The organism is Streptomyces sp. NPDC002889 (assembly GCF_042888425.1).
Taxonomy (GTDB): domain Bacteria; phylum Actinomycetota; class Actinomycetes; order Streptomycetales; family Streptomycetaceae; genus Streptomyces.
In genome coordinates this window covers 444,845-463,078 of record NZ_JBIAPT010000001.1, presented here as the reverse complement: position 1 = coordinate 463,078, position 18,234 = coordinate 444,845, and the positions used below count along the sequence as shown (strand labels likewise).

General features: G+C 69.8%; 18 protein-coding genes. 5 read left to right on the top strand and 13 right to left on the bottom strand.

Translation table 11 applies throughout. From position 1 onward, the window contains the following. Positions 1–113: 113 nt before the first annotated feature. Positions 114–1,337: a signal recognition particle-docking protein FtsY gene (ftsY, locus tag ACFYWI_RS02075; RefSeq protein ID WP_389224017.1), complete on the bottom strand. Its 1,224-nt coding sequence runs from the start codon at positions 1,335–1,337 to the stop codon at positions 114–116. A 278-nt stretch (positions 1,338–1,615) separates the two neighbouring features. Between ftsY and ACFYWI_RS02070 the strand changes: the two genes are divergently transcribed. Beyond that, positions 1,616–2,599: an LLM class flavin-dependent oxidoreductase gene (locus ACFYWI_RS02070; RefSeq protein WP_389224014.1), complete on the top strand. Its 984-nt coding sequence runs from the start codon at positions 1,616–1,618 to the stop codon at positions 2,597–2,599. A gap of 40 nt (positions 2,600–2,639) precedes the next feature. On the opposite strand, the gene ACFYWI_RS02065 is transcribed toward ACFYWI_RS02070, so the two are convergent. The 4 genes from ACFYWI_RS02065 to ACFYWI_RS02050 form a co-directional block, all read right to left on the bottom strand. Further along, a complete protein-coding gene (locus tag ACFYWI_RS02065; protein ID WP_389224011.1) occupies positions 2,640–4,073 on the bottom strand; it encodes a sugar porter family MFS transporter in 1,434 nt (477 codons plus the stop codon). Positions 4,074–4,275: 202 nt separating this feature from the next. Continuing rightward, positions 4,276–8,013, bottom strand: coding sequence for an AAA family ATPase (locus ACFYWI_RS02060; RefSeq protein WP_389224008.1), 3,738 nt, complete (start codon positions 8,011–8,013; stop codon positions 4,276–4,278). A gap of 177 nt (positions 8,014–8,190) precedes the next feature. Beyond that, on the bottom strand, positions 8,191–8,409 hold the full coding sequence (locus ACFYWI_RS02055; protein ID WP_215097132.1) for a hypothetical protein: 219 nt from the start codon (positions 8,407–8,409) through the stop codon (positions 8,191–8,193). Positions 8,410–8,826: 417 nt separating this feature from the next. Beyond that, complete coding sequence (locus tag ACFYWI_RS02050; RefSeq protein ID WP_389224005.1) at positions 8,827–9,108, bottom strand: acylphosphatase; 282 nt, start codon at positions 9,106–9,108, stop codon at positions 8,827–8,829. 155 nt (positions 9,109–9,263) lie between these two features. On the opposite strand from ACFYWI_RS02050, the gene ACFYWI_RS02045 reads away from it, so the two are divergent. After that, entirely contained in the window at positions 9,264–10,124 is an 861-nt protein-coding gene (locus ACFYWI_RS02045; RefSeq protein ID WP_389224002.1) for a CAP domain-containing protein, read from the top strand. Positions 10,125–10,189: 65 nt separating this feature from the next. Here ACFYWI_RS02045 and ACFYWI_RS02040 read toward each other — a convergent pair whose 3' ends face one another. Next, a complete protein-coding gene (locus ACFYWI_RS02040) occupies positions 10,190–10,780 on the bottom strand; it encodes a flavodoxin family protein (protein ID WP_389223999.1) in 591 nt (196 codons plus the stop codon). Between the two features lie 112 nt (positions 10,781–10,892). On the opposite strand from ACFYWI_RS02040, the gene ACFYWI_RS02035 reads away from it, so the two are divergent. Further along, complete coding sequence (locus ACFYWI_RS02035; RefSeq protein ID WP_389223994.1) at positions 10,893–11,288, top strand: winged helix-turn-helix transcriptional regulator; 396 nt, start codon at positions 10,893–10,895, stop codon at positions 11,286–11,288. Positions 11,289–11,366: 78 nt separating this feature from the next. On the opposite strand, the gene ACFYWI_RS02030 is transcribed toward ACFYWI_RS02035, so the two are convergent. Continuing rightward, complete coding sequence (locus ACFYWI_RS02030) at positions 11,367–12,095, bottom strand: DUF4386 domain-containing protein (protein ID WP_389223991.1); 729 nt, start codon at positions 12,093–12,095, stop codon at positions 11,367–11,369. A 120-nt stretch (positions 12,096–12,215) separates the two neighbouring features. On the opposite strand from ACFYWI_RS02030, the gene ACFYWI_RS02025 reads away from it, so the two are divergent. Then, positions 12,216–12,932, top strand: a complete 717-nt coding sequence (locus ACFYWI_RS02025) for a TetR/AcrR family transcriptional regulator (protein ID WP_389223988.1) — start codon at positions 12,216–12,218, stop codon at positions 12,930–12,932. A gap of 175 nt (positions 12,933–13,107) precedes the next feature. Next, on the top strand, positions 13,108–13,962 hold the full coding sequence (gene mutM, locus ACFYWI_RS02020; protein WP_389223985.1) for a bifunctional DNA-formamidopyrimidine glycosylase/DNA-(apurinic or apyrimidinic site) lyase: 855 nt from the start codon (positions 13,108–13,110) through the stop codon (positions 13,960–13,962). 122 nt (positions 13,963–14,084) lie between these two features. Here the strand turns inward: mutM and rnc are convergent, their stop codons facing one another. The 6 genes from rnc to rsmD all read right to left on the bottom strand — a co-directional run bounded on the left by rnc (position 14,085) and on the right by rsmD (position 18,200). Then, on the bottom strand, positions 14,085–14,930 hold the full coding sequence (rnc, locus tag ACFYWI_RS02015; protein ID WP_389223982.1) for a ribonuclease III: 846 nt from the start codon (positions 14,928–14,930) through the stop codon (positions 14,085–14,087). Positions 14,931–14,949: 19 nt separating this feature from the next. Continuing rightward, a complete protein-coding gene (rpmF, locus tag ACFYWI_RS02010) occupies positions 14,950–15,123 on the bottom strand; it encodes a 50S ribosomal protein L32 (RefSeq protein ID WP_026165248.1) in 174 nt (57 codons plus the stop codon). A 2-nt stretch (positions 15,124–15,125) separates the two neighbouring features. Next, positions 15,126–15,740 (bottom strand): YceD family protein, encoded by a 615-nt coding sequence (locus tag ACFYWI_RS02005; RefSeq protein ID WP_389223978.1) that lies wholly within the window; start codon positions 15,738–15,740, stop codon positions 15,126–15,128. A 168-nt stretch (positions 15,741–15,908) separates the two neighbouring features. Beyond that, entirely contained in the window at positions 15,909–17,012 is a 1,104-nt protein-coding gene (locus tag ACFYWI_RS02000; protein ID WP_389223975.1) for an ATP synthase F0 subunit B, read from the bottom strand. 94 nt (positions 17,013–17,106) lie between these two features. Then, complete coding sequence (gene coaD, locus ACFYWI_RS01995; RefSeq protein ID WP_389223972.1) at positions 17,107–17,619, bottom strand: pantetheine-phosphate adenylyltransferase; 513 nt, start codon at positions 17,617–17,619, stop codon at positions 17,107–17,109. Further along, positions 17,616–18,200, bottom strand: a complete 585-nt coding sequence (gene rsmD, locus ACFYWI_RS01990) for a 16S rRNA (guanine(966)-N(2))-methyltransferase RsmD (protein WP_389223969.1) — start codon at positions 18,198–18,200, stop codon at positions 17,616–17,618. The genes coaD and rsmD overlap by 4 nt, the downstream gene beginning before the upstream one ends. Positions 18,201–18,234: the final 34 nt, after the last annotated feature.

The window sequence follows — 18,234 nt, the reverse complement described above, 5'->3', positions numbered from 1 at the left end:
CGCTGCCCGGTCCTCGAATTCCCCGCCCGGTCCCTGAAGGCCCGGGCCACGGGCCCGCACAGCACGATGGCCCGGCCGCGCGTGCGGCCGGGCCATCGTGATCACGCCTGCGGTCAGTCCCCGATGAGCGCGTCGACGAACGCTCCCGGCTCGAAGGGGGCCAGGTCGTCCGCGCCCTCGCCGAGGCCGACGAGCTTGACCGGCACGCCCAGCTCCCGCTGGACCGCGATGACGATGCCGCCCTTGGCCGTGCCGTCCAGCTTGGTCAGCACGATGCCAGTGATGTCCACGACCTCCGCGAACACCCGCGCCTGCACCAGGCCGTTCTGACCGGTGGTGGCGTCCAGGACCAGCAGGACCTCGTCCAGCGGGCCGTGCTTCTCCACGACGCGCTTGACCTTGCCGAGCTCGTCCATCAGGCCCGTCTTGGTGTGCAGCCGGCCCGCGGTGTCGATGAGCACGACGTCCGCACCCTCGGCGATGCCCTCCTTGACCGCGTCGAACGCGATGGAGGCCGGGTCGCCGCCCTCGGGGCCGCGTACCGTGCGCGCGCCCACCCGCTCGCCCCAGGTCTGCAGCTGATCGGCGGCGGCGGCGCGGAAGGTGTCCGCCGCACCGAGGACCACGGAGCGCCCGTCCGCGACCAGGACGCGGGCCAGCTTGCCGGTGGTAGTGGTCTTTCCGGTGCCGTTCACCCCGACGATCATGACGACGCCGGGGGTGTCGACACCGCTCTCGGTCTTGACCGCGCGGTCGAAGTCGGTGCCGAGCAGCGTGAGCAGCTCTTCGCGCAGCAGCGTGCGCAGCTCTTCGGGGGAACGGGTGCCGAGGACCTTCACGCGCTCGCGCAGCCGCTCGACCAGCTCCTGCGTCGGAGCGACGCCGACATCGGCGGTGAGGAGCGTGTCCTCGATCTCCTCCCAGGTCTCGTCGTCGAGGCGCTCGCGGGACAGGAGCGTCAACAGCCCCTTGCCGAGCGAGTTCTGGGAGCGGGCGAGCCGGGCGCGCAGCCGGATCAGCCGGCCGGCGGTCGGCTCCGGGATCTCGATCTCGGGAGCGACAGGCTCGGCGACGACCGGGTCCTCGACGGCGACCGGCGTTGCGACGGCGTCGTCGGCGCTCGGGAGGTCGACCTCCTCGATGGTGCGGCGGGGTTCGTCCCGCGGCGTCTCCGCCTCGTCGCCGACATGCGGTTCGGCGGGCGGAGCAGTGATGGTCGGCGTGCTCGACGGCGCCTGGGGCGGCAGCTGCTTCTTCTTGCGGCTGCTGACCACGAGCCCGCTGATCGCGCCGACCGCGACCAGGGCGATGACTACAGCAAGGATGACGATTTCCATAACGCGTCCAGTATGCGTGACCCCTCGCCTCGGGGTCCGTCCTCCAACAGGGGGTTTGCCGTACCGGCCGGACCGGTCCGCCGTCCGGCCCCATGTCGCCGCCCGCCGCTTCCCGGATCGGGGAGAAGGGCCTCGGCCGGGCGGCAGCGGTCGCCGCGGTACGCGGTGGTGCCGCTCCCGCACAGTGAGTCCGTGCCCCTGCCCGTCTAGTCATCTGACGCCACGTCAGCTAACGTCCCCCTTCGCCATGTCCACACCCGGCGGAGGGGGACGCTCCCATGGCATTCACCGTTGTCCGCTTCAATCTCGTCGATCCCGGCGCCACACCCGAGAGTCTGTCGGCGCGCTATCGGGCGGCGCTGGAGATGGCGGCCTACGCCGACGGGCACGGGGTCGACACCGTGCAGACCGAGGAGCACCACGGGGCCGTGAACAACTGGCTGCCCTCCCCCTTCGTCTTCGCGGGCGCGGTCCTGGGCTCGACACGGCGGATCGCGGTCACCGTCTCCGCGATCATCGGGCCGCTCTACGATCCGCTGCGGCTGGCCGAGGACATCGCCGTACTCGATCTGATCGGCACGGGCCGGCTGATCACCGTCGCGGGCATCGGCTACCGGCCGGAAGAGTACGAGCAGCAGGGCGTGGAGTGGGGGCGGCGCGGCGCGCTCCAGGACGAGCTGGTCCACACGCTGCTCACGGCATGGAGCGGTGAAGCGTTCACGTACCGCGGCCGCACCGTGCGCGTCACCCCGCGCCCGTACACGCAGCCGCATCCGATGCTGCTGGTCGGCGGTTCCTCGCGGGCCGCCGCCCGCCGCGCGGCCCGGTTCGGGCTGCCGTTCTTCCCCAGCGCGCATCTGCCGGAGCTGGAGGCCTACTACAACGAGCAACGGGCGGAGTACGGCACAGAGGGCTTTTGCATGATGCCCGCCGAGCGGACCGAGCTGCTGCATCTCGCCGAGGACCCGGACCGGGCCTGGGCGCTGTACGGCGAGCACTTCCTGCACGAGGCACGGACGTATGCCTCCTGGCAGTCCAAGGACATCCGGTCCGCGGTGCGCTCCGAGGCGACCACGGTCGAGGAGCTGCGGCGCGAGGGCGTGTACCGGATCGTCACGCCGGACGAGTGCGTGGAGCTCGGGGCGCGGGGCGGGGCACCGAGCCTGGTCCTGCACCCTCTGTGCGGCGGGATGCCGGTGGACGAGGGCCGGCGCAGCCTGGAGCTGCTCTGCGAGACGGTGCTGCCCCGGCTCACGCGCTGAGCCGGGGCAGTTTCCGTGGCGAGGAGAGGGACAGCGGGGATTAGCCCATCTCCTCCAACGCCTTGCCCTTCGTCTCCGGCACCCACTTGAGGATGAAGGGGATCGAGAGCAGGGCGAAGAATGTGTAGATGACGTACGCGCCCGACAGATCCCAGTCGGACAGGGGCGGGAAGGTCACGGTGATCAGCCAGTTGGCGATCCACTGGGCCGAGGCGGCGACACCCAGCGCGGCGGCGCGGATCTTGCCCGGGAACATCTCGCCGAGCAGCACCCACACCACGACGCCCCAGGAGAGGGCGAAGAAGAGCACGAAGAAGTTGGCCGCGAAGAGGGCGACCGTGCCCTGGAGATCGGGCAGTGAGATGTCCGTGCCGGTGCCGGTCTTGTACGAGAACGCCCAGGCAGCCAGGCCCAGCGAGATCGTCATGCCGACAGAGCCGATGAGCGCGAGCGGCTTGCGGCCGAGCCGGTCGACGAGCAGCATCGCGATCACCGTGCCGATGATGTTCACGATGGACGTCTCGAAGGAGTAGAGGAACGAGCTCTCCGGGTCGATGCCGACGGACTGCCACAGCGAGGAGCTGTAGTAGAAGATCACATTGATGCCGACGAGCTGCTGAAAGACGGAGAGGCCGATGCCGATCCAGACGATCGGCAGGAACAGGAACCTGCCGCCCATCAGGTCCTTGAACGTGGGCTTCTGCTCGTGCCGCATGTTGAGCTCGATCTCGGCGACCCGCGTGTCCAGGTTCACCTGCTTGCCCTCGACGTCGCGGAGCACCTTCCGGGCCTGGTCCTCACGGCCGACCGAGATCAGGTAGCGGGGCGACTCGGGAATGACCAGGGACAGCAGGCCGTACAGCACGGCCGGGACGATCATGATGCCGAGCATCCACTGCCAGGCCTCGAAGCCGGCGATCTCGCCGCGTTGCTCGCCGCCCGCCAGGTTGAGGACGGCATAGTTGACCAGCTGCGAGACGGCGATGCCGGTGACGATGGCGGCCTGCTGGAAGGAGGCGAGGCGCCCGCGGTAGGCGGACGGGGAGACCTCGGCGATATAGGCCGGGGCGATGACCGAGGCCATGCCGATGGCGACACCGCCCACCACACGCCACATGGCGAGGTCCCAGAGGGCGAACGGCAGCGCGGAGCCGATCGCGCTGGCGGTGAACAGCACCGAGGCGATCTGCATGACCCGGATCCGGCCGATGCGGTCGGCGATCCGGCCCGCGATCGCGGCGCCGATGGCACAACCGATCAGCGCGGCGGCGATGACCTGGGCAAGGACCTGGGAACCGACGTCGAAGCGGCTACGGATCGCCTCGACGGCTCCGTTGATCACCGCACTGTCGTAGCCGAAGAGGAAGCCACCCATCGCGGCCGCTGCCGCGATGAAGACGACATGGCTGAGATGCTCGGGCCGGGCCTTACGACCTTCGGGCGACTGCGGCTGCGGCTGCGCTGTGCCTGTCACATGCACTCCTGGGGCCGCCCGGCAGCAGCGCCGGACGTGGGGGGGCGAGCCCTTCAAGTGGCGCACAACATGCCGCCGCCCACCACTTGAAGGTAAAGACAACGTTGCAGAGACTATGCCTTCAAGTTTCGAAGTCAAGAGGAGGCTCCGGAACGGAAGTGCCGAGTAAGCGACCGACTTGTGTACAAGTTTTGAAGATCTGTTAACGGAGACGCTGGCTGATGACCTTGGAGACGCCGTCTCCCTGCATCGATACGCCGTACAGCGCGTCCGCGACCTCCATGGTCCGCTTCTGGTGCGTGATCACGATCAGCTGTGAGCTCTCCTGCAGCTCCTGCATGATCCGGATCAGCCGCTGGAGGTTGGTGTCGTCGAGCGCCGCCTCGACCTCGTCCATCACATAGAACGGACTGGGCCGGGCCTTGAAGATCGACACCAGCATCGCCACGGCCGTCAGCGACCGCTCGCCGCCGGACAGCAGCGAGAGCCGTTTCACCTTCTTGCCGGGCGGCCGCGCCTCGACGTCCACGCCCGTGGTGAGCATGTTGTCGGGATCGGTGAGGATGAGCCGGCCCTCGCCGCCGGGGAAGAGCCGGGAGAAGACCCCCTCGAACTCCCGGGCGGTGTCCCGGTACGCCTCGGTGAAAACCTGCTCGACGCGCTCGTCGACCTCTTTGACCACCTGCAGCAGATCGGCCCGGGTCTTCTTCAGGTCTTCAAGCTGCTCCGAGAGGAACTTGTGCCGTTCCTCCAGCGCCGAGAACTCCTCCAGCGCCAGCGGATTCACCTTTCCGAGCTGCTGGTAGGCCCGTTCGGCCGCCTTGAGGCGCTTCTCCTGCTCGGCACGTACGAACGGCCGGGGCAGGTTACGGGGATGCTCCGGGTCCTCGGGCAGTTCCTCGCCCTCGGCGGGCGGCGACGGTGGCACGAGCTGGTCAGGACCGTAGTCCGACACCAGCCCGGCCGGTTCCACGCCCAGCTCCTCCAGAGCCCTGGTCTCCAGCTGCTCGATCCTCAGCCGCTTCTCCGCGCCGAGCACCTCCCCGCGGTGCACCGAGTCCGTCAGCTTGTCGAGCTCGCCCTTCAGATCGCGGCCCTGGTTGCGGGCGGTGGTCAGCTCCCGCTCGCGCTCCTCCTTGGCCGCCTCGGCCGATCCGCGCTCCGCCTCGGCCCGTACGAGCGACACCTCGACATGCGCCAGCAACTGGCGGGCGCCACTCGCCACGGCGGCAGCGACCTCGGCCTCGTGCCGCAGCCTCGCGCGCCGCTGCTCGGCGCGCGACCGGGCCTCGCGCTCGGCACGCGCTCCCCGGTCCAGCGCGTCGGCCCGGCCGGCGAGCCCCTTCACCCGCTCCTCGTGCGTACGGACCTGGAGGCGGGCCTCCATCTCGGTCTGACGTGCGTTGGCGCCGTCCGCGGCGAGCCGGTCCCTCACATGGGTGTCGGGCTCCTCCTCGACCGGGGTCTCCTCGGCCACGAGCAGCCGCTCGGCGAGCTCCTCGGCCTCCTCGCGGGCCCGCTCCAGCGCCTCCTGGGCGCGGGCGGCGGCGGCGGTGGTCCGCTCGGCCTCGCCCGCGGCGCCGCGCGCCTGCCCGGCGAGGCGTCCCAGCTGTCCCGACACGGCAGACTTCTCACGGTCCGCAGCTCGGCGGCGCTCCCCCAACTCCTCGACGAGCGCGGCACATTCACCGTGCCGGGCGACAGCCTGCCGCTGTGCGCCGGCCAGCTCCTCGCACCGCACGGCCAGCTCCTCGAGCTCGGCCGCGGCCTCGTCGACGGATGCCTGCACCTCGAGCAGACTGGGCGCCCCGGCGGAGCCGCCCTGCGCGAAGTGCGCGCCGAGCACGTCGCCCTCGGAGGTGACGGCGGTCAGCTCGGGCCGCGCGTACACCAGCTCCTCGGCGTCCTCGAGTGTCCCGACGACGACCATGCCGCGCAGCAGCCGCCGCACGGCGGGCATGAGTTCCTCGGGGCCGCGCACAAGATCGGTGGCATACGCGGGCCCGTCCACGACCCGCCCGGCCACCCTCCGCACACCGGCCGCGCCGTCACCGTCCAGGGCAGCGCCCTCCCGGCTCACGCTCAGCGGCTCCCGCTCCGCGTACACCTGCGCGGCGGCAGTCCTGCCATCCGGCCCGGCCACGGCGTCCGCGCCGCCGGCGCCACCGCCGCGCACGGCATCGCACACCTCGTCATGTGCCCCGTCCGGATCCGGCCCGACAGCGCCCGCCAGCAGCATTGCCGCCCGGCCGCCGTCCTGTTTGCGCAGCAGGCGGATCGCTTCTGCGGCCGTGGCGGGGCTGGAGACCGCCACCGCGTCCGCCGCCGCGCCCAGGGCGGCGGCCACCGGGATCTCGAAGCCGGGGGTCACAGTGAGCAGCCGTGCGGCCGGGCCGAGCAGACCGCCGAGGCGGTCCTGTGCGGCGAGCAGCGTTCCGGTGCCGTCCTTGCGGCGCAGGCCGAGCGCGAGTGCCTCGCGCCGGGCGGCCACCGCGGCGCGTCGGCGTTCCGCGGCGGTCAGCGCCTCCCTGGCCGCGCCGAGCGCCGTCTCCGCCTCGGCCTTCTCACGCTTGGCCGCGTCGTGCTGTTCGGCGAGCGCCGAGTCGCCGGCGTCCAGGCCGTCGACCTCGGCCTTGAGCTGCTCGTACTCCTCCTGCGCGGCGACGGCCCGCTCCTGGGCCTCGTCACGTGCGGCAGCGAGGCGGTCGATCTCGGCCTGAGCCGATGCCGCGCGCGAACGGGCCGCGTTGACCTGTCCGTTCAGTCGGGCGAGCCCCTCGCGCCGGTCGGCGATCGCCCGGGCCACGTCCTTGAGCCGGCGCTCCTCGACCGTGAGCTCCCGCTCCAGTTCGGCGCGGTGCGCGACAGTGTCCTCCAAGGCGCGCTCCGCCGCCTCCAGCGCGGCCTCGAGCTCCGCCTCCTGCTCGCGGATGCGTGCGGCCTCGCGCTCCATGTCCTCCGGTTCGCGCCCACGCCGCTCCTCGGCGGGCTGGGCGGTGGCGCTCTTGACCCGAGCGTCCGCGAGCGAGATCGTGCCGCGCACGCGTTCGGCGAGCTGGGAGAGCTCGTACCAGTTCTGCTGGGCGCGCTGCAGCCGCGGCGCGAGGCGCCGTACCTCGTCCTCCAGCTCCGCCTCACGGGTCAGCGCCGCCTTGAGCTCCGCCTCCGCGGCGTCCTTGCGTTCCTTGAGCGCGGCCTCGTCGGCGATCTCGCTGCGCAGTGCCTGCCGCATCCTCACGAGATCGTCGGCGAGCAGCCGCAGCCGGGCGTCGCGCAGATCGGCCTGGATGACGGCGGCCCGCCGGGCGACGGCCGCCTGTCGTCCCAGCGGCTTGAGCTGGCGGCGCAGTTCGTCGGTCAGGTCCTGGACGCGGGCGAGGTTGGCCTGCATCGCGTCCAGCTTCCGCAGCGCCTTCTCTTTGCGCTTGCGGTGCTTGAGAACGCCGGCGGCCTCCTCGATGAAGGCCCGGCGTCCCATGGGGTCGGCGTGCAGGACGGAGTCCAGCTGGCCCTGCCCGACGATGACGTGCATCTCGCGGCCGATGCCGGAGTCCGACAAGAGCTCCTGGATGTCCAGCAGCCGACAGGTGTCGCCGTTGATCTGGTATTCGCTGCCGCCGTTGCGGAACATGATCCGCGTGATGGTGACCTCGGCGTATTCGATGGGGAGCGCGCCGTCGGAGTTGTCGATGGTGAGGGAGACCTCGGCGCGGCCGAGCGGCGGCCGCCCGGTCGTCCCGGCGAAGATGACGTCCTCCATCTTCCCGCCGCGCAGCGACTTGGCTCCCTGTTCACCCATGACCCAGGAAAGCGCGTCCACCACATTGGACTTGCCGGAGCCGTTGGGGCCCACCACGCAGGTGATGCCCGGCTCGAACCGAAGCGTGGTGGCGGAGGCGAACGACTTGAAGCCGCGCAGGGTCATGGCCTTGAGGTGCACGCCGCCGGACTCTACCTTTCGCTTGCGGTTTCACCCATGAAGGTGCAGGGCACATCAGACGTTAAAGGAAGCACTGCAAGGGGGCGAGGTACCGGCTGCGGCCGAGCCGAAAAGAAAGAAGGGACGCCTAGGCGTCCCTTGCATATCTTGCTTCGATGAACTCCAGCAGAACCGTGCTCAGGTGAGTGCGGGCTCCGCCTGGGGTACATCGATGTCGATGCCGTCGAGCAGCGACTCTCCAGGGTGCTGAGCGACGGCAGCATTGAGCGCGTCATTCTCGGACTGAATCCGTACAAGCTCGGATTCAAGATCCTGGACGCGCTGCTGAAGCCGTCGCATCTCGGCGAGGAGTCGCGGATCGGAACCGCCGACATAACCGAGAAGCGCCTTTGCCATGATGGATGGTCCTCCACACTGAGTGACCGACCGAATCGGTGTGGGTCGTGAGGGATTCGCACCCGCGGTGCCTGGCAGTGCGTGATTACTGCTTGTTGTCGCTGCGATGCTCACTGCCAAACAGCTGAGGTGCGCGGGGACTTCCAGAGTCTCACCAAAAAGTTTGACGGTCAACACGATCACACCCCGTATCGGCGGGCAACCCGGGGGCGTACGGCCGCTGAAACCTGCGGCGGAGCCTGACCTGCGGGGCCCTGGGGGGCGTGGCGATCATCGTTACTCGCGCAGCCTGGCACGAGATGCCTCTTCTTGGCAACCACCAGGTCATTCCCGCCGAACGCAGCTGCCTTTGGCATGTCCCTTCCGCCGATCGTGGAGAACGTGACACGGCGCGCCGCGGGGTGCCCGGGGCCCGGCTCAGCGAATGGCGAAGTCCTCGTAACCGCCGCGGGGGGTGTCCCAGATCTCAGTGACTCCGTCGACCCGGCCGGGCGTGTCGCCGGAGCGAAGCCACTCCAGCAAACGGTGGCAATTCTCACGTGGACCCTCGGCGACAACCTGCACCCGGCCGTCCTCAAGATTCACGGCGAAGCCGGTGAGGCCACCGATCTCCAAAGCGTTTGCCCTGGTGAACCAGCGAAAGCCCACTCCCTGTACTCGGCCGCGTACCCAGGCGGTGAGCCGTGCAGCATCTGTCATGAGTGCACGGTAACCGGCGCATTACTCAGGCAGCACTTCACCCCCACGCGTATTCGCGTACAGTCCCCACCCAATGAGACTCACTCGAATGGGTGAGTATGCGGACGTCGGACGTCGAATAGGACGTACGCCGAATACCTAGGAAGGCAGTGCAGATGGGACGCCATCGCCGGAAGAAGGGTCTGCCCATACGCACCGGGCTGCTCGGCGCCTCCGCAGCCATGGCGGTCGGCGCGGTGGCCGTGACCACCGGTCTGCTGCCGGGCGGCGACACGTTCACCGTGGGTTCCGCGGGCGACTCCAGTTCGCAGGTGCGCACCCGGAGTGCCCCCGAACTGCGGACGCAGGGCGAGACGAGCGCGAAGCCGACCGCCGGCATCCCCGCCTCGCCGAGCCACGACTCCGTACGTCCCACGGCGCCGGCGAAGAAGCCCTCTGCCGCGCCGACCAAGCCGGCCAAGCAGCCCAAGCCGCCGACCAAGCCGTCGGCCGCGCCTTCGAAGGCCGCGAAGGCACCCGAGGCCAAGAAGAAGCCGAGCCCGGCTCCCACCCGCGAGCGCTCGAGTGCTCCCATCCGAACCGCCGAGCCGTCGAAGCCGTCGAAGCCGGCAGCCCCGACCACGCCGAGCGCCGAGACCACCGCCGAGGCAGCCGTGCTGAAGCTGGTGAACGACGAGCGCGAGAAGGTCGGCTGCAGCCCGGTCAAGGCCGATCCCGGACTGGCAAAGCTGGCGGACGCCTTCAGCGTCGACATGGCCGAGCGCGGCTTCTTCGACCACACCAACCCCGACGGGGCCACTCCGTGGGACCGCGCCGCCAAGGCAGGCGTCACCAACCTGGGCGGTGAGAACATCGCTCGCGGGCAGGCCGACGCCGCCGCGGTGATGGACGCCTGGATGAACAGCGAGGGTCACCGCCAGAACATCCTGAACTGCGACTACAAGACGCTGGGCGTCGGCGTGTTCATGGGCGACGGCGGCCCGTGGTGGACACAGGACTTCGGCTTCCAGCCGTAGCGGCAGCAGTACGAACGGCCAGGGCCCCGAACACCGGACGGTGTTCGGGGCCCTGGCCGTACGCGTTACGCAGCGACGGCGATACGTCCTGCGGAGAAGACCCGGGCCGTCTCGGCGACCCGGCGGCCGAGGTGCTCGGCGGTCGCGATGTCCGCCTTGTGCACGCCCTCCGGGCCCTCGTCGGCATTGGTCTGGGCGGCGGCGCCGGCGAAGAAGCCGAGGCGGTTGAGGTCGTTCTCGGAGCCCTCGGTGGAGTTCCAGCCCGGGGCCAGACCCAGCGGCACCCAGATCATGGCGTGCTGGGAGGCCAGCGTCTGGAAGAACTGCAGGGTGTGCAGCTTGTCGCCGCTCTTGGAACCCGAGTTGGTGAATCCGGCGGCCAGCTTGTCGTGCCAGGACTTGCTGAACCAGCGCTTGGAGGTCTCCTCGGCGAACTGATGGAAGGCACCGGAGGCGGTACCCATGTAGGTCGGCGAGCCGAAGATGATCGCGTCGGAGCCGTCCAGCAGCTCCCATTCGGTGTCGGTGATCTCGTCGACCTTGATCAGGTGGGCGGTGGCGCCGGCCTCGGCGGCGCCGGCGCGGACGGCTTCGGCGACAACAGCGGTGTGGCCGTAGCCGGAGTGATAGGCGATCGAGACGACAGGCGTGGTCACGGCAGGGGACTCCTCGTCGACGGTGCTGCTCAGTGGATGACGAAAGGAAAGCACTAACCATTCGAAAGCGCAACCTTAGAGTTAGCGCTGCACTCGAGTATGGTTGGCCAGCATGGACAACGACCTGGCGTTCGACGTGTTCTCCCGGCAGTGCCCCTCGCGCGGCACGCTGGAGCATGTGACGGGACGCTGGGGCAGCCTGACGATCGGCGCCCTGTACGAGGGGTCCCTGCGCTTCAACGAGCTGCGGCGCCGCATCGACGGGGTGAGCGAGAAAATGCTCTCCCAGACGCTGCACGCTCTGGAGCGGGACGGACTGGTGCACCGGGAGGCCCAGCCGACGAATCCGCCGCGGGTGGACTACGAGCTCACCGACCTCGGCCGGGCCGTAGCCGAGCGACTGCTCGGGCTCATTCACCTGGTGGAGGGCCGGATGCCCGAGGTATTGGCCGCTCGGCACAACTACGACGCCAAAAGCCGGAGCACGGAGCGCGGCGACGGCCTCTGACACCGCGGGCGGGCTCGGTCGGCATGACGCGGCCGCCCCGCGAGTACGGGGCGACCGCGGACCGCGAGGTCACGGCTCTCACGCGGCGGACAGCCCTGGGTTCGGTTCGACGGCGGGGACGCCGCGGGCGGCAACGGGCGGCGGCTTGAACCCCTTGGCGATGAGATGGACGGCAAGACTGACCTCCCACGCGAACACGGGGAGTGCGGCGATCGAGCCCCACACGGAGAGCTGGTCGTAGAGCCCGAACAGCACGGCGATCGCCGACGCGCAGATGAGGGGGCCTCCGACGAGCCCCAGCACGGCGATGAACCGCGGCACGAGCCGGGACCGGTACATCAGGTGGGCCAGCAGCAGGCTGTTCGCTCCCAGAACGAGGTTGGGGCCGAGCAGGAACGTCCAGTCGTGGACGGCGACGAGCGACCTCCCGACGACGGTGAGCGCAGCCCTGTCCGCGCCCGCAGCTCCCGCGAGGTCCTGGCGCAACGTCACGACCGACAGGACGCCGATGATGCCGACGACGATGACGGCGGCTTCCAGAAGGCGTGCGCAGAGGTATCCGAGGGCGACGCTGCGGTTCTGCCTCTTGACGACCGGATACAGCGTGACCCCTGTGCCGATGACGGCGACGACAAGGATGACCTCGAAGAACCCGCCCAGCAGTACGCGCGTGTCGGCGCCGGCGCCGATGACGTAGTTCACGTCGCTCAGGACCGGCTGGTACAGCACCAGCCCGGCGATCGCGGCGATCTCCGTGACCAGGAAGAACACGCCCGCGACCACTGCGGACTTTCTGCTTGAACTCATGTCGACCCTCTTCCACGGCTAGGTGTACGGCGTACACCCAATCCACTCGGGACCATAGGTGTACGCTGTACACCTGTCAAGGGGGCGTCGGGCGGCGACGTCGCGTGGGAAGGTGATCCGATGGGAGAGCAGAGGGAGGCCGCGCGCCGAGTCCCCTTGAGCAGGGACCGGGTGCTGCGCGCCGCCGTCGCGCTCGCCGACGCCTCCGGGATCGACGCCGTCAGCATGCGCAAGCTCGCTCAGGAGCTGGGTGTTGTGCCGATGGCGCTCTACAAGCACGTGGCGAACAAGGAAGAGCTTCTGGCAGGCATGGTCGACGTCGTGGTCGGCGAGATCGACCCGCCGCATCCCGGCACGGAGTGGAGGACGGCGGTCCGGCGGAGGATCCTCTCCGCGCGCCGGGCGCTTCTGCGCCACCCGTGGGCTTCTCGGGTGATCGAGTCGCGCACCACGCCGACTCCGGTCGTGTTGGAGTACATGGACTCGATGACCGGGATGTTCCGGGCCGACGGCTTCTCCGTCGACCTCACACATCATGCGATGCACGCGCTCGGCAGCCGCATGTTCGGGTTCACGCAGGAGCTGTTCGACGACTCCGCAGGCGTCGACCCGGCTGTGCGGGAAGCCATGCTGCGCGAGATGGCGGGCACGTACCCCCACCTCGCGGAGATCGCGTCAGGGGCTGCCCACGACGAACGGTCGGTTGTCGGCCCGGGCTGCGACGACCAGTTCGAGTTCGAGTTCGCGCTCGATCTTCTCCTCGACGGACTCGAAGGACTCCGGCGGCAGAGGTGGAGCTCCAAGGCCCATCGCGAGCAAGCGACCACGATCGGATAGCGCGGTTCCCGGTCGTCCGCAGATCGCCACGAGCGGACGTTTCGGTCGCGCCGCGGCGGGGCTCCCTGCCGAGGGCCTCCTGGGATACGGCGCCCGGAACGCATCGGCGGGGGGCTGCCACAATCTATGGGACAACCGTCGCTGCCGTAGGGGCCGAGAGTGGAGGGCAGAGCACGTGCCGGAGCTGCCGGAGGTCGAGACGATTCGTCTGGGCCTGGAACGCTGGGCTCTCGACCGCACGATCAGGAACGTGTCCGTGGCCCACCCTCGGGCCGTCCGGCGGCATCTGCCCGGAGCTGATGACTTCCGCGCGCTGCTCGTCGGTCGGGCCATGACGGCGGCGCAGCGACGGGGAAAGTACCTCTGGCTCCCGCTGGACTCCGGAGACGCGCTGGTGGTGCACCTGGGGATGAGCGGCCAGTTGCTGGTGGTGCCCTCCGGCACCGCTCCGGAGAGACACCTGCGGGTGACGCTCACCTTCGAGGACGGAGGGCCGGACCTGCGCTTCGTGGACCAGCGCACCTTCGGCGGCCTGTCGGTCTCGGCGGGCGGCGCCGCGCTCCCCTCGTCCATCGCGCACATCGCCCGCGACCCGGTCGACCCGGCGTTCGACGACGAAGGCTTCGCGCGCAACCTGCGCGGGAAGCGCACCGGCCTGAAGCGCGCCCTGCTCGACCAGACACTGGTCAGCGGCATTGGGGCGATCTACGCCGATGAGGCCCTGTGGCGCTGCCGGCTGCACTGGGCGCGCCCGACGGAGACGATGACGCGGCCCGTGACCGCTCGTCTGCTCGCCTCGGTCCGGGAGGTCCTCGACGAAGCCATCGCGGTGGGCGGTACATCGTTCGACGCGCTGTACGTGAACGTGAACGGTCGGTCCGGCTACTTCGACCGGTCCCTCAACGTCTACGGGCGGGAAGGTGAACCGTGCCCGCGGTGCGGGTCGCCGATTCGCCGGGCGAAGTGGATGAACCGTTCCGCGTACTGGTGCCCGACGTGCCAGCGGGCCCCCCGCCACCCGCACCCCTGACGCCGGTCGGCGGATGGGGCCCATAGGCACGGGCCCCGACCGGCCGCGGGGCGCACCCACAACGCCCCGAGGTCCCTCACCAGGGGCGAGGGACCTCGGGGACAACAGCCGGAAGCATGGACTCAGGCCGAGGCCCGGTCCGCAGGTGCAGACTCCGAAGGGACGTCGGCGGCCCCTTCGTCAGAGGCAGCCGTCGCGGCGGAGGCCTTGACCGCCACCGCGCGCTCGTCCGCGGCGGCACGGATCTCCCGCCACGCGGACTCGGCCGCCTGCTGCTCCGCTTCCTTCTTGCTGCGGCCGGTGCCGGTGCCGTACGAGACACCACCGACGCGGGCGGCAGCAGTGAAGGTCTTCTCATGGTCCGGGCCGGTCTCGGTGACGAGATACTCCGGTACTCCGAGCCCCTCGGCAGCCGTGAGCTCCTGGAGGCTGGTCTTCCAGTCCAGGCCGGCACCGAGGTTCGAGGACTTCTCGATGAGCGGGTCGAAGAGCCGGTGCACCAGCTCGGACGCCGCTTCGAGGCCCTGGTCGAGATAGACCGCGCCGATCACCGCTTCAAGGGTGTCGGCGAGGATGGACGCCTTGTCCCGGCCGCCCGTGCCCTCTTCGCCCCGGCCGAGCCGGATGAACGAACCGAGCTCCAGGCCACGGCCGACCTCCGCCAGCGCACGGGAATTGACCACCGCGGCCCGCAGCTTCGCCAGCTGGCCCTCGGGCAGGTCGGGGTGGGTGCGATACAGCGTGTCCGTGACCACCAGGCCGAGCACCGAGTCCCCGAGGAACTCCAGCCGCTCGTTGGTGGGCAGACCGCCGTTCTCGTACGCGTACGAACGGTGGGTCAGCGCACGTACCAGAAGGGCGGACTCGAGGTGGTACCCGAGCCGCCCTTCCAGAAGCGTGTGGGACGAGGCTGCGTTGGCTGTGTTTACTGCGTCTGCCTGCTTCTTGGCATTGGACAGCTCAGACATCGGGCCTCTCACCAGCCGCTCAGACCTCGAGGACCTGGCGCTTGTTGTAGGTGCCGCAGCTCGGGCACGCGATGTGCTGCTGCTTCGGCTCCTGGCAACGCTCACACGAAACCAGGGTGGGGACCGCAGCCTTCCACTGCGACCGGCGGTGGCGCGTGTTGCTGCGCGACATCTTCCGCTTCGGAACAGCCACGGCTACTTCTCCTGCTTCTCGTCGACGCCCGCTTCGGCGCCGCCCATGTTGTCCTTCTCGCCGTCCTGAACGGTCTCGGCGAGTCCCTGCAGTGCCGCCCAACGGATGTCGACGGCGTCATGGTGGTGGTCCGGGTTCTCGTCCAGCCGAACCCCGCATTCGGAGCACAGACCGGCACAACTCTCCCGGCACACCGGCTGCATCGGCAGTGCGAGCACCACCGCGTCACGCAGCACGGGCTCGAGGTCGAACAGGCCGTCCTCGAGAAAGAGAGTGTCCTCGTCCTCGGCGTCGTCGACGGGCTCCACAGCGTGACTGCGGCCCCGGTCGTCGGCGTCGGGGTACGTGAACATCTCCTGGAAGTCCGCGGCGACCTCATGGCGCAGCGGCTCCAGACACCTTACGCACTCCCCCTCGGCCGCTGCACGGGCGGTGCCTGTGACAAGCACCCCTTCCATGACCGACTCGAGGCGGAGGTCCAGCTCCACCGGTGCGCCTTCCGGTACACCGATGACCCCGTCGATACCGAAGACCGCCGGCGGACCGGGCGCCTCCACCGTGCGGGACAGCCGCTGGAGGGCACCGGGCCGCCGTCCCAGCTCGTGCGTGTCGAACACGAGGGGGTTGCGGTGGTCGAGGCGCGTGCTCAGGGCTCTTCCTGCTTTCGGATCGTGAGGAGGGGCCGTCCCGATTCGGAGTCGAAGCGGACAGCCGGGATCGCGAGACTGCGCGCGACCGAAGAGCCAGGATACTGGAACGGCCGCCGTAGACCCAATCCGGGCGTCTCAGCGTCCCTGTTCGTACCGGTGCAGCTGGTCCAGGTCGATCATGCCGGTGTCGAAAAGGCTGGTCTCGTCGAGGGCCGCACCCTGCTGGGCCGGGACCTGAGGCGGCTGCTGCTGGGGCTGCGGCGGGTACCCGTACGGATCCGGCCCGCCGTACTGCTGGTCGCTGTACTGCTGGTCGTAGCCCTGCTGCTGCCCCCCGTAGGCTCCGGCCCCCGCGGCGGCGTACGGGTCCTGCTGCTGGTAGCCCGCGTAGGCGTCCTGCTGGGCATACGCGTAGGGGTCCTGCTGGGCGGGCATCTGCGGCTCGGCCTGCGCCTGGTACGCGTACGCGTCCTGCTGCGGGGCCGGTGCCTGCGGCTGGGGGTCGGCGATCTCGGCGAGGCCGGCCAGATAGTCGGCGTCGCTGGTGTGCTGGTGTGCCCCTGCGGCGTCCTGGGCGGCCATGTGCGCACCGAGGTCGTCGCTGGCGATCCGGCCGTGCAGCTTCTGCCGGCCGCGGCCCACCGCGTCGAGCGTCTTGGAGAGCACGGCCTCGAAGGCACCCAGCTTGGCGTCGACGTACTGGTCCGCGCGCTGCTTGAGGGTCTGAGGGTCGGCGCTGTACTCGGGGGCGTCGTCGTCCTCGGCCTCCGCGTAGTGCTGCCCGGCTCCGGCGGGGCCGCGGCCGAGCAGCTTCTCGCGGCCCCGGTCGACCGAGCCGATGGTCTTGGTGAGGACGACCTCGAAGTTGGCGAGCTTGGAGTCGACGTAGTCGTCCGCCTCGGCGCGGATCTCCTCGGCCTCGCGGCGCGCCTCCGAGAGAATGCGGTCCGCCTCGTCCTGGGACCGGCGGGCGACCTGGGTGTCGGAGATCAGAGAGCCGCGCTCGGCGTGCGCGGACTCGATGATGCGCTCGGCCTCCTGGCGGGCCTGCTCGACCAGCTGCTCACGGCCGCCGATGAGCTCCTGCGCCTGGGCCAGCGAGCCGGGCAGCGCCTCGCGCACCTCCTCGAGCATGGCGAGCAGCTCGGCGCGGTTGACCACGCAGGAGGCCGACATGGGCATGGACCGGGCGCTCCCGACCGCCTCGACGATCTCGTCGAGCTTCTTCTGCACGTCCACCGTGGTTCGCCACTCTCTACTGCTGTTTGGAGACGGACGGAACGACTGTACGGGCAGACGGCGCCCGTCCGACACCGGGTGACAGACCGTCAGGTCAGCCCTTGGCGGCCAGGCGCTCGACCAGGGCCCGGTGCACGACGGGAGGCAGCAGGTGGGAGACGTCCCCACCCCAGGCCGCGACCTCCTTGACCAGGCTGGAGGAGAGGAAGCTGTAGGTGGGATTGGTCGGGACGAACAGGGTCTCCACACCGGAGAGGCCGTTGTTCATCTGGGCCATCTGCAGCTCGTAGTCGAAGTCGCTGACGGCACGCAGGCCCTTCACGATGGCCGGAATGTCGCGTTCCTTGCAGAAGTCGACGAGCAGGCCGTGGTGGGACTCGACGACCACGTTCCCGTACTCGCCCGTGACCTGGCGGATCAGGTCGATCCGCTCCTCGACCGTGAACAGCCCCTGCTTGGACTGGTTGATCATCACCGCGACATGTACGACGTCGTACAGCTTGGAGGCGCGGGCAATGATGTCGAGGTGTCCATTGGTAATGGGGTCGAATGACCCGGGACAGACTGCGCGGCGCAACTGAAGTCCCTCGCTCTCCGGTCCGTTCATCGTGCTTCTTCGCAACGAGAGGCGGCGCGACCGTACCAAAGCGTGCCCTCGCCGTAACGACGGGCCCGCAACGGCTCGAAGCCCTTGGGCCAGTTGAACTCTCCGCCTCTGGTGCTGCGCTCCACGGTGACGAGCGCGTCGTCCGTGAGCCAGCCCTGAGAGCGGAGTGTGAGCAGAATCTCGCCAAGATCGTCGTCCGTGACAGCGTACGGAGGATCGAGAAACACCACGTCGTACGGGGTCTCGGGGGCCGGTCCCGTGACGATCTGTTCCGCTTTGCCGGTACGGACCTCGGCGCCGGGCAGTCCCAGAACGCGGACGTTCTCCCGGACGACGCGCGCGGCGCGGGTGTCGGCCTCGACGAGCAGGGCGTGGTCCGCGCCGCGGGACAGCGCCTCCAGGCCGACGGCGCCGGAACCCGCGTACAGATCGGCGACACGGATGCCCTGCAGCGTGCCGAGCAACGACTCCCAGCTGGAGAACAGCCCTTCGCGGGCGCGGTCGGAGGTGGGGCGGGTGCCGTTGCCTGGTGGAACGGCGAGACGGCGTCCGCCGGCCGCGCCGGCGATCACGCGGGTCATCTCGGTCCTTAGTAGGTGAGCGGACTGTGCTCGG

Excerpts from the sequence above, each read along its gene's own strand:
- ftsY (WP_389224017.1), bottom strand. The coding sequence starts at position 1,337 with ATGGAAATCGTCATCCTTGCTGTAGTCATCGCCCTGGTCGCGGTCGGC.
- ACFYWI_RS02070 (WP_389224014.1), top strand. The coding sequence starts at position 1,616 with ATGGCATTCACCGTTGTCCGCTTCAATCTCGTCGATCCCGGCGCCACA.
- ACFYWI_RS02055 (WP_215097132.1), bottom strand. The coding sequence starts at position 8,409 with ATGGCAAAGGCGCTTCTCGGTTATGTCGGCGGTTCCGATCCGCGACTC.
- ACFYWI_RS02050 (WP_389224005.1), bottom strand. The coding sequence starts at position 9,108 with ATGACAGATGCTGCACGGCTCACCGCCTGGGTACGCGGCCGAGTACAG.
- ACFYWI_RS02045 (WP_389224002.1), top strand. The coding sequence starts at position 9,264 with ATGGGACGCCATCGCCGGAAGAAGGGTCTGCCCATACGCACCGGGCTG.
- ACFYWI_RS02035 (WP_389223994.1), top strand. The coding sequence starts at position 10,893 with ATGGACAACGACCTGGCGTTCGACGTGTTCTCCCGGCAGTGCCCCTCG.
- ACFYWI_RS02030 (WP_389223991.1), bottom strand. The coding sequence starts at position 12,095 with ATGAGTTCAAGCAGAAAGTCCGCAGTGGTCGCGGGCGTGTTCTTCCTG.
- ACFYWI_RS02025 (WP_389223988.1), top strand. The coding sequence starts at position 12,216 with ATGGGAGAGCAGAGGGAGGCCGCGCGCCGAGTCCCCTTGAGCAGGGAC.
- rnc (WP_389223982.1), bottom strand. The coding sequence starts at position 14,930 with ATGTCTGAGCTGTCCAATGCCAAGAAGCAGGCAGACGCAGTAAACACA.
- coaD (WP_389223972.1), bottom strand. The coding sequence starts at position 17,619 with ATGAACGGACCGGAGAGCGAGGGACTTCAGTTGCGCCGCGCAGTCTGT.
- rsmD (WP_389223969.1), bottom strand. The coding sequence starts at position 18,200 with ATGACCCGCGTGATCGCCGGCGCGGCCGGCGGACGCCGTCTCGCCGTT.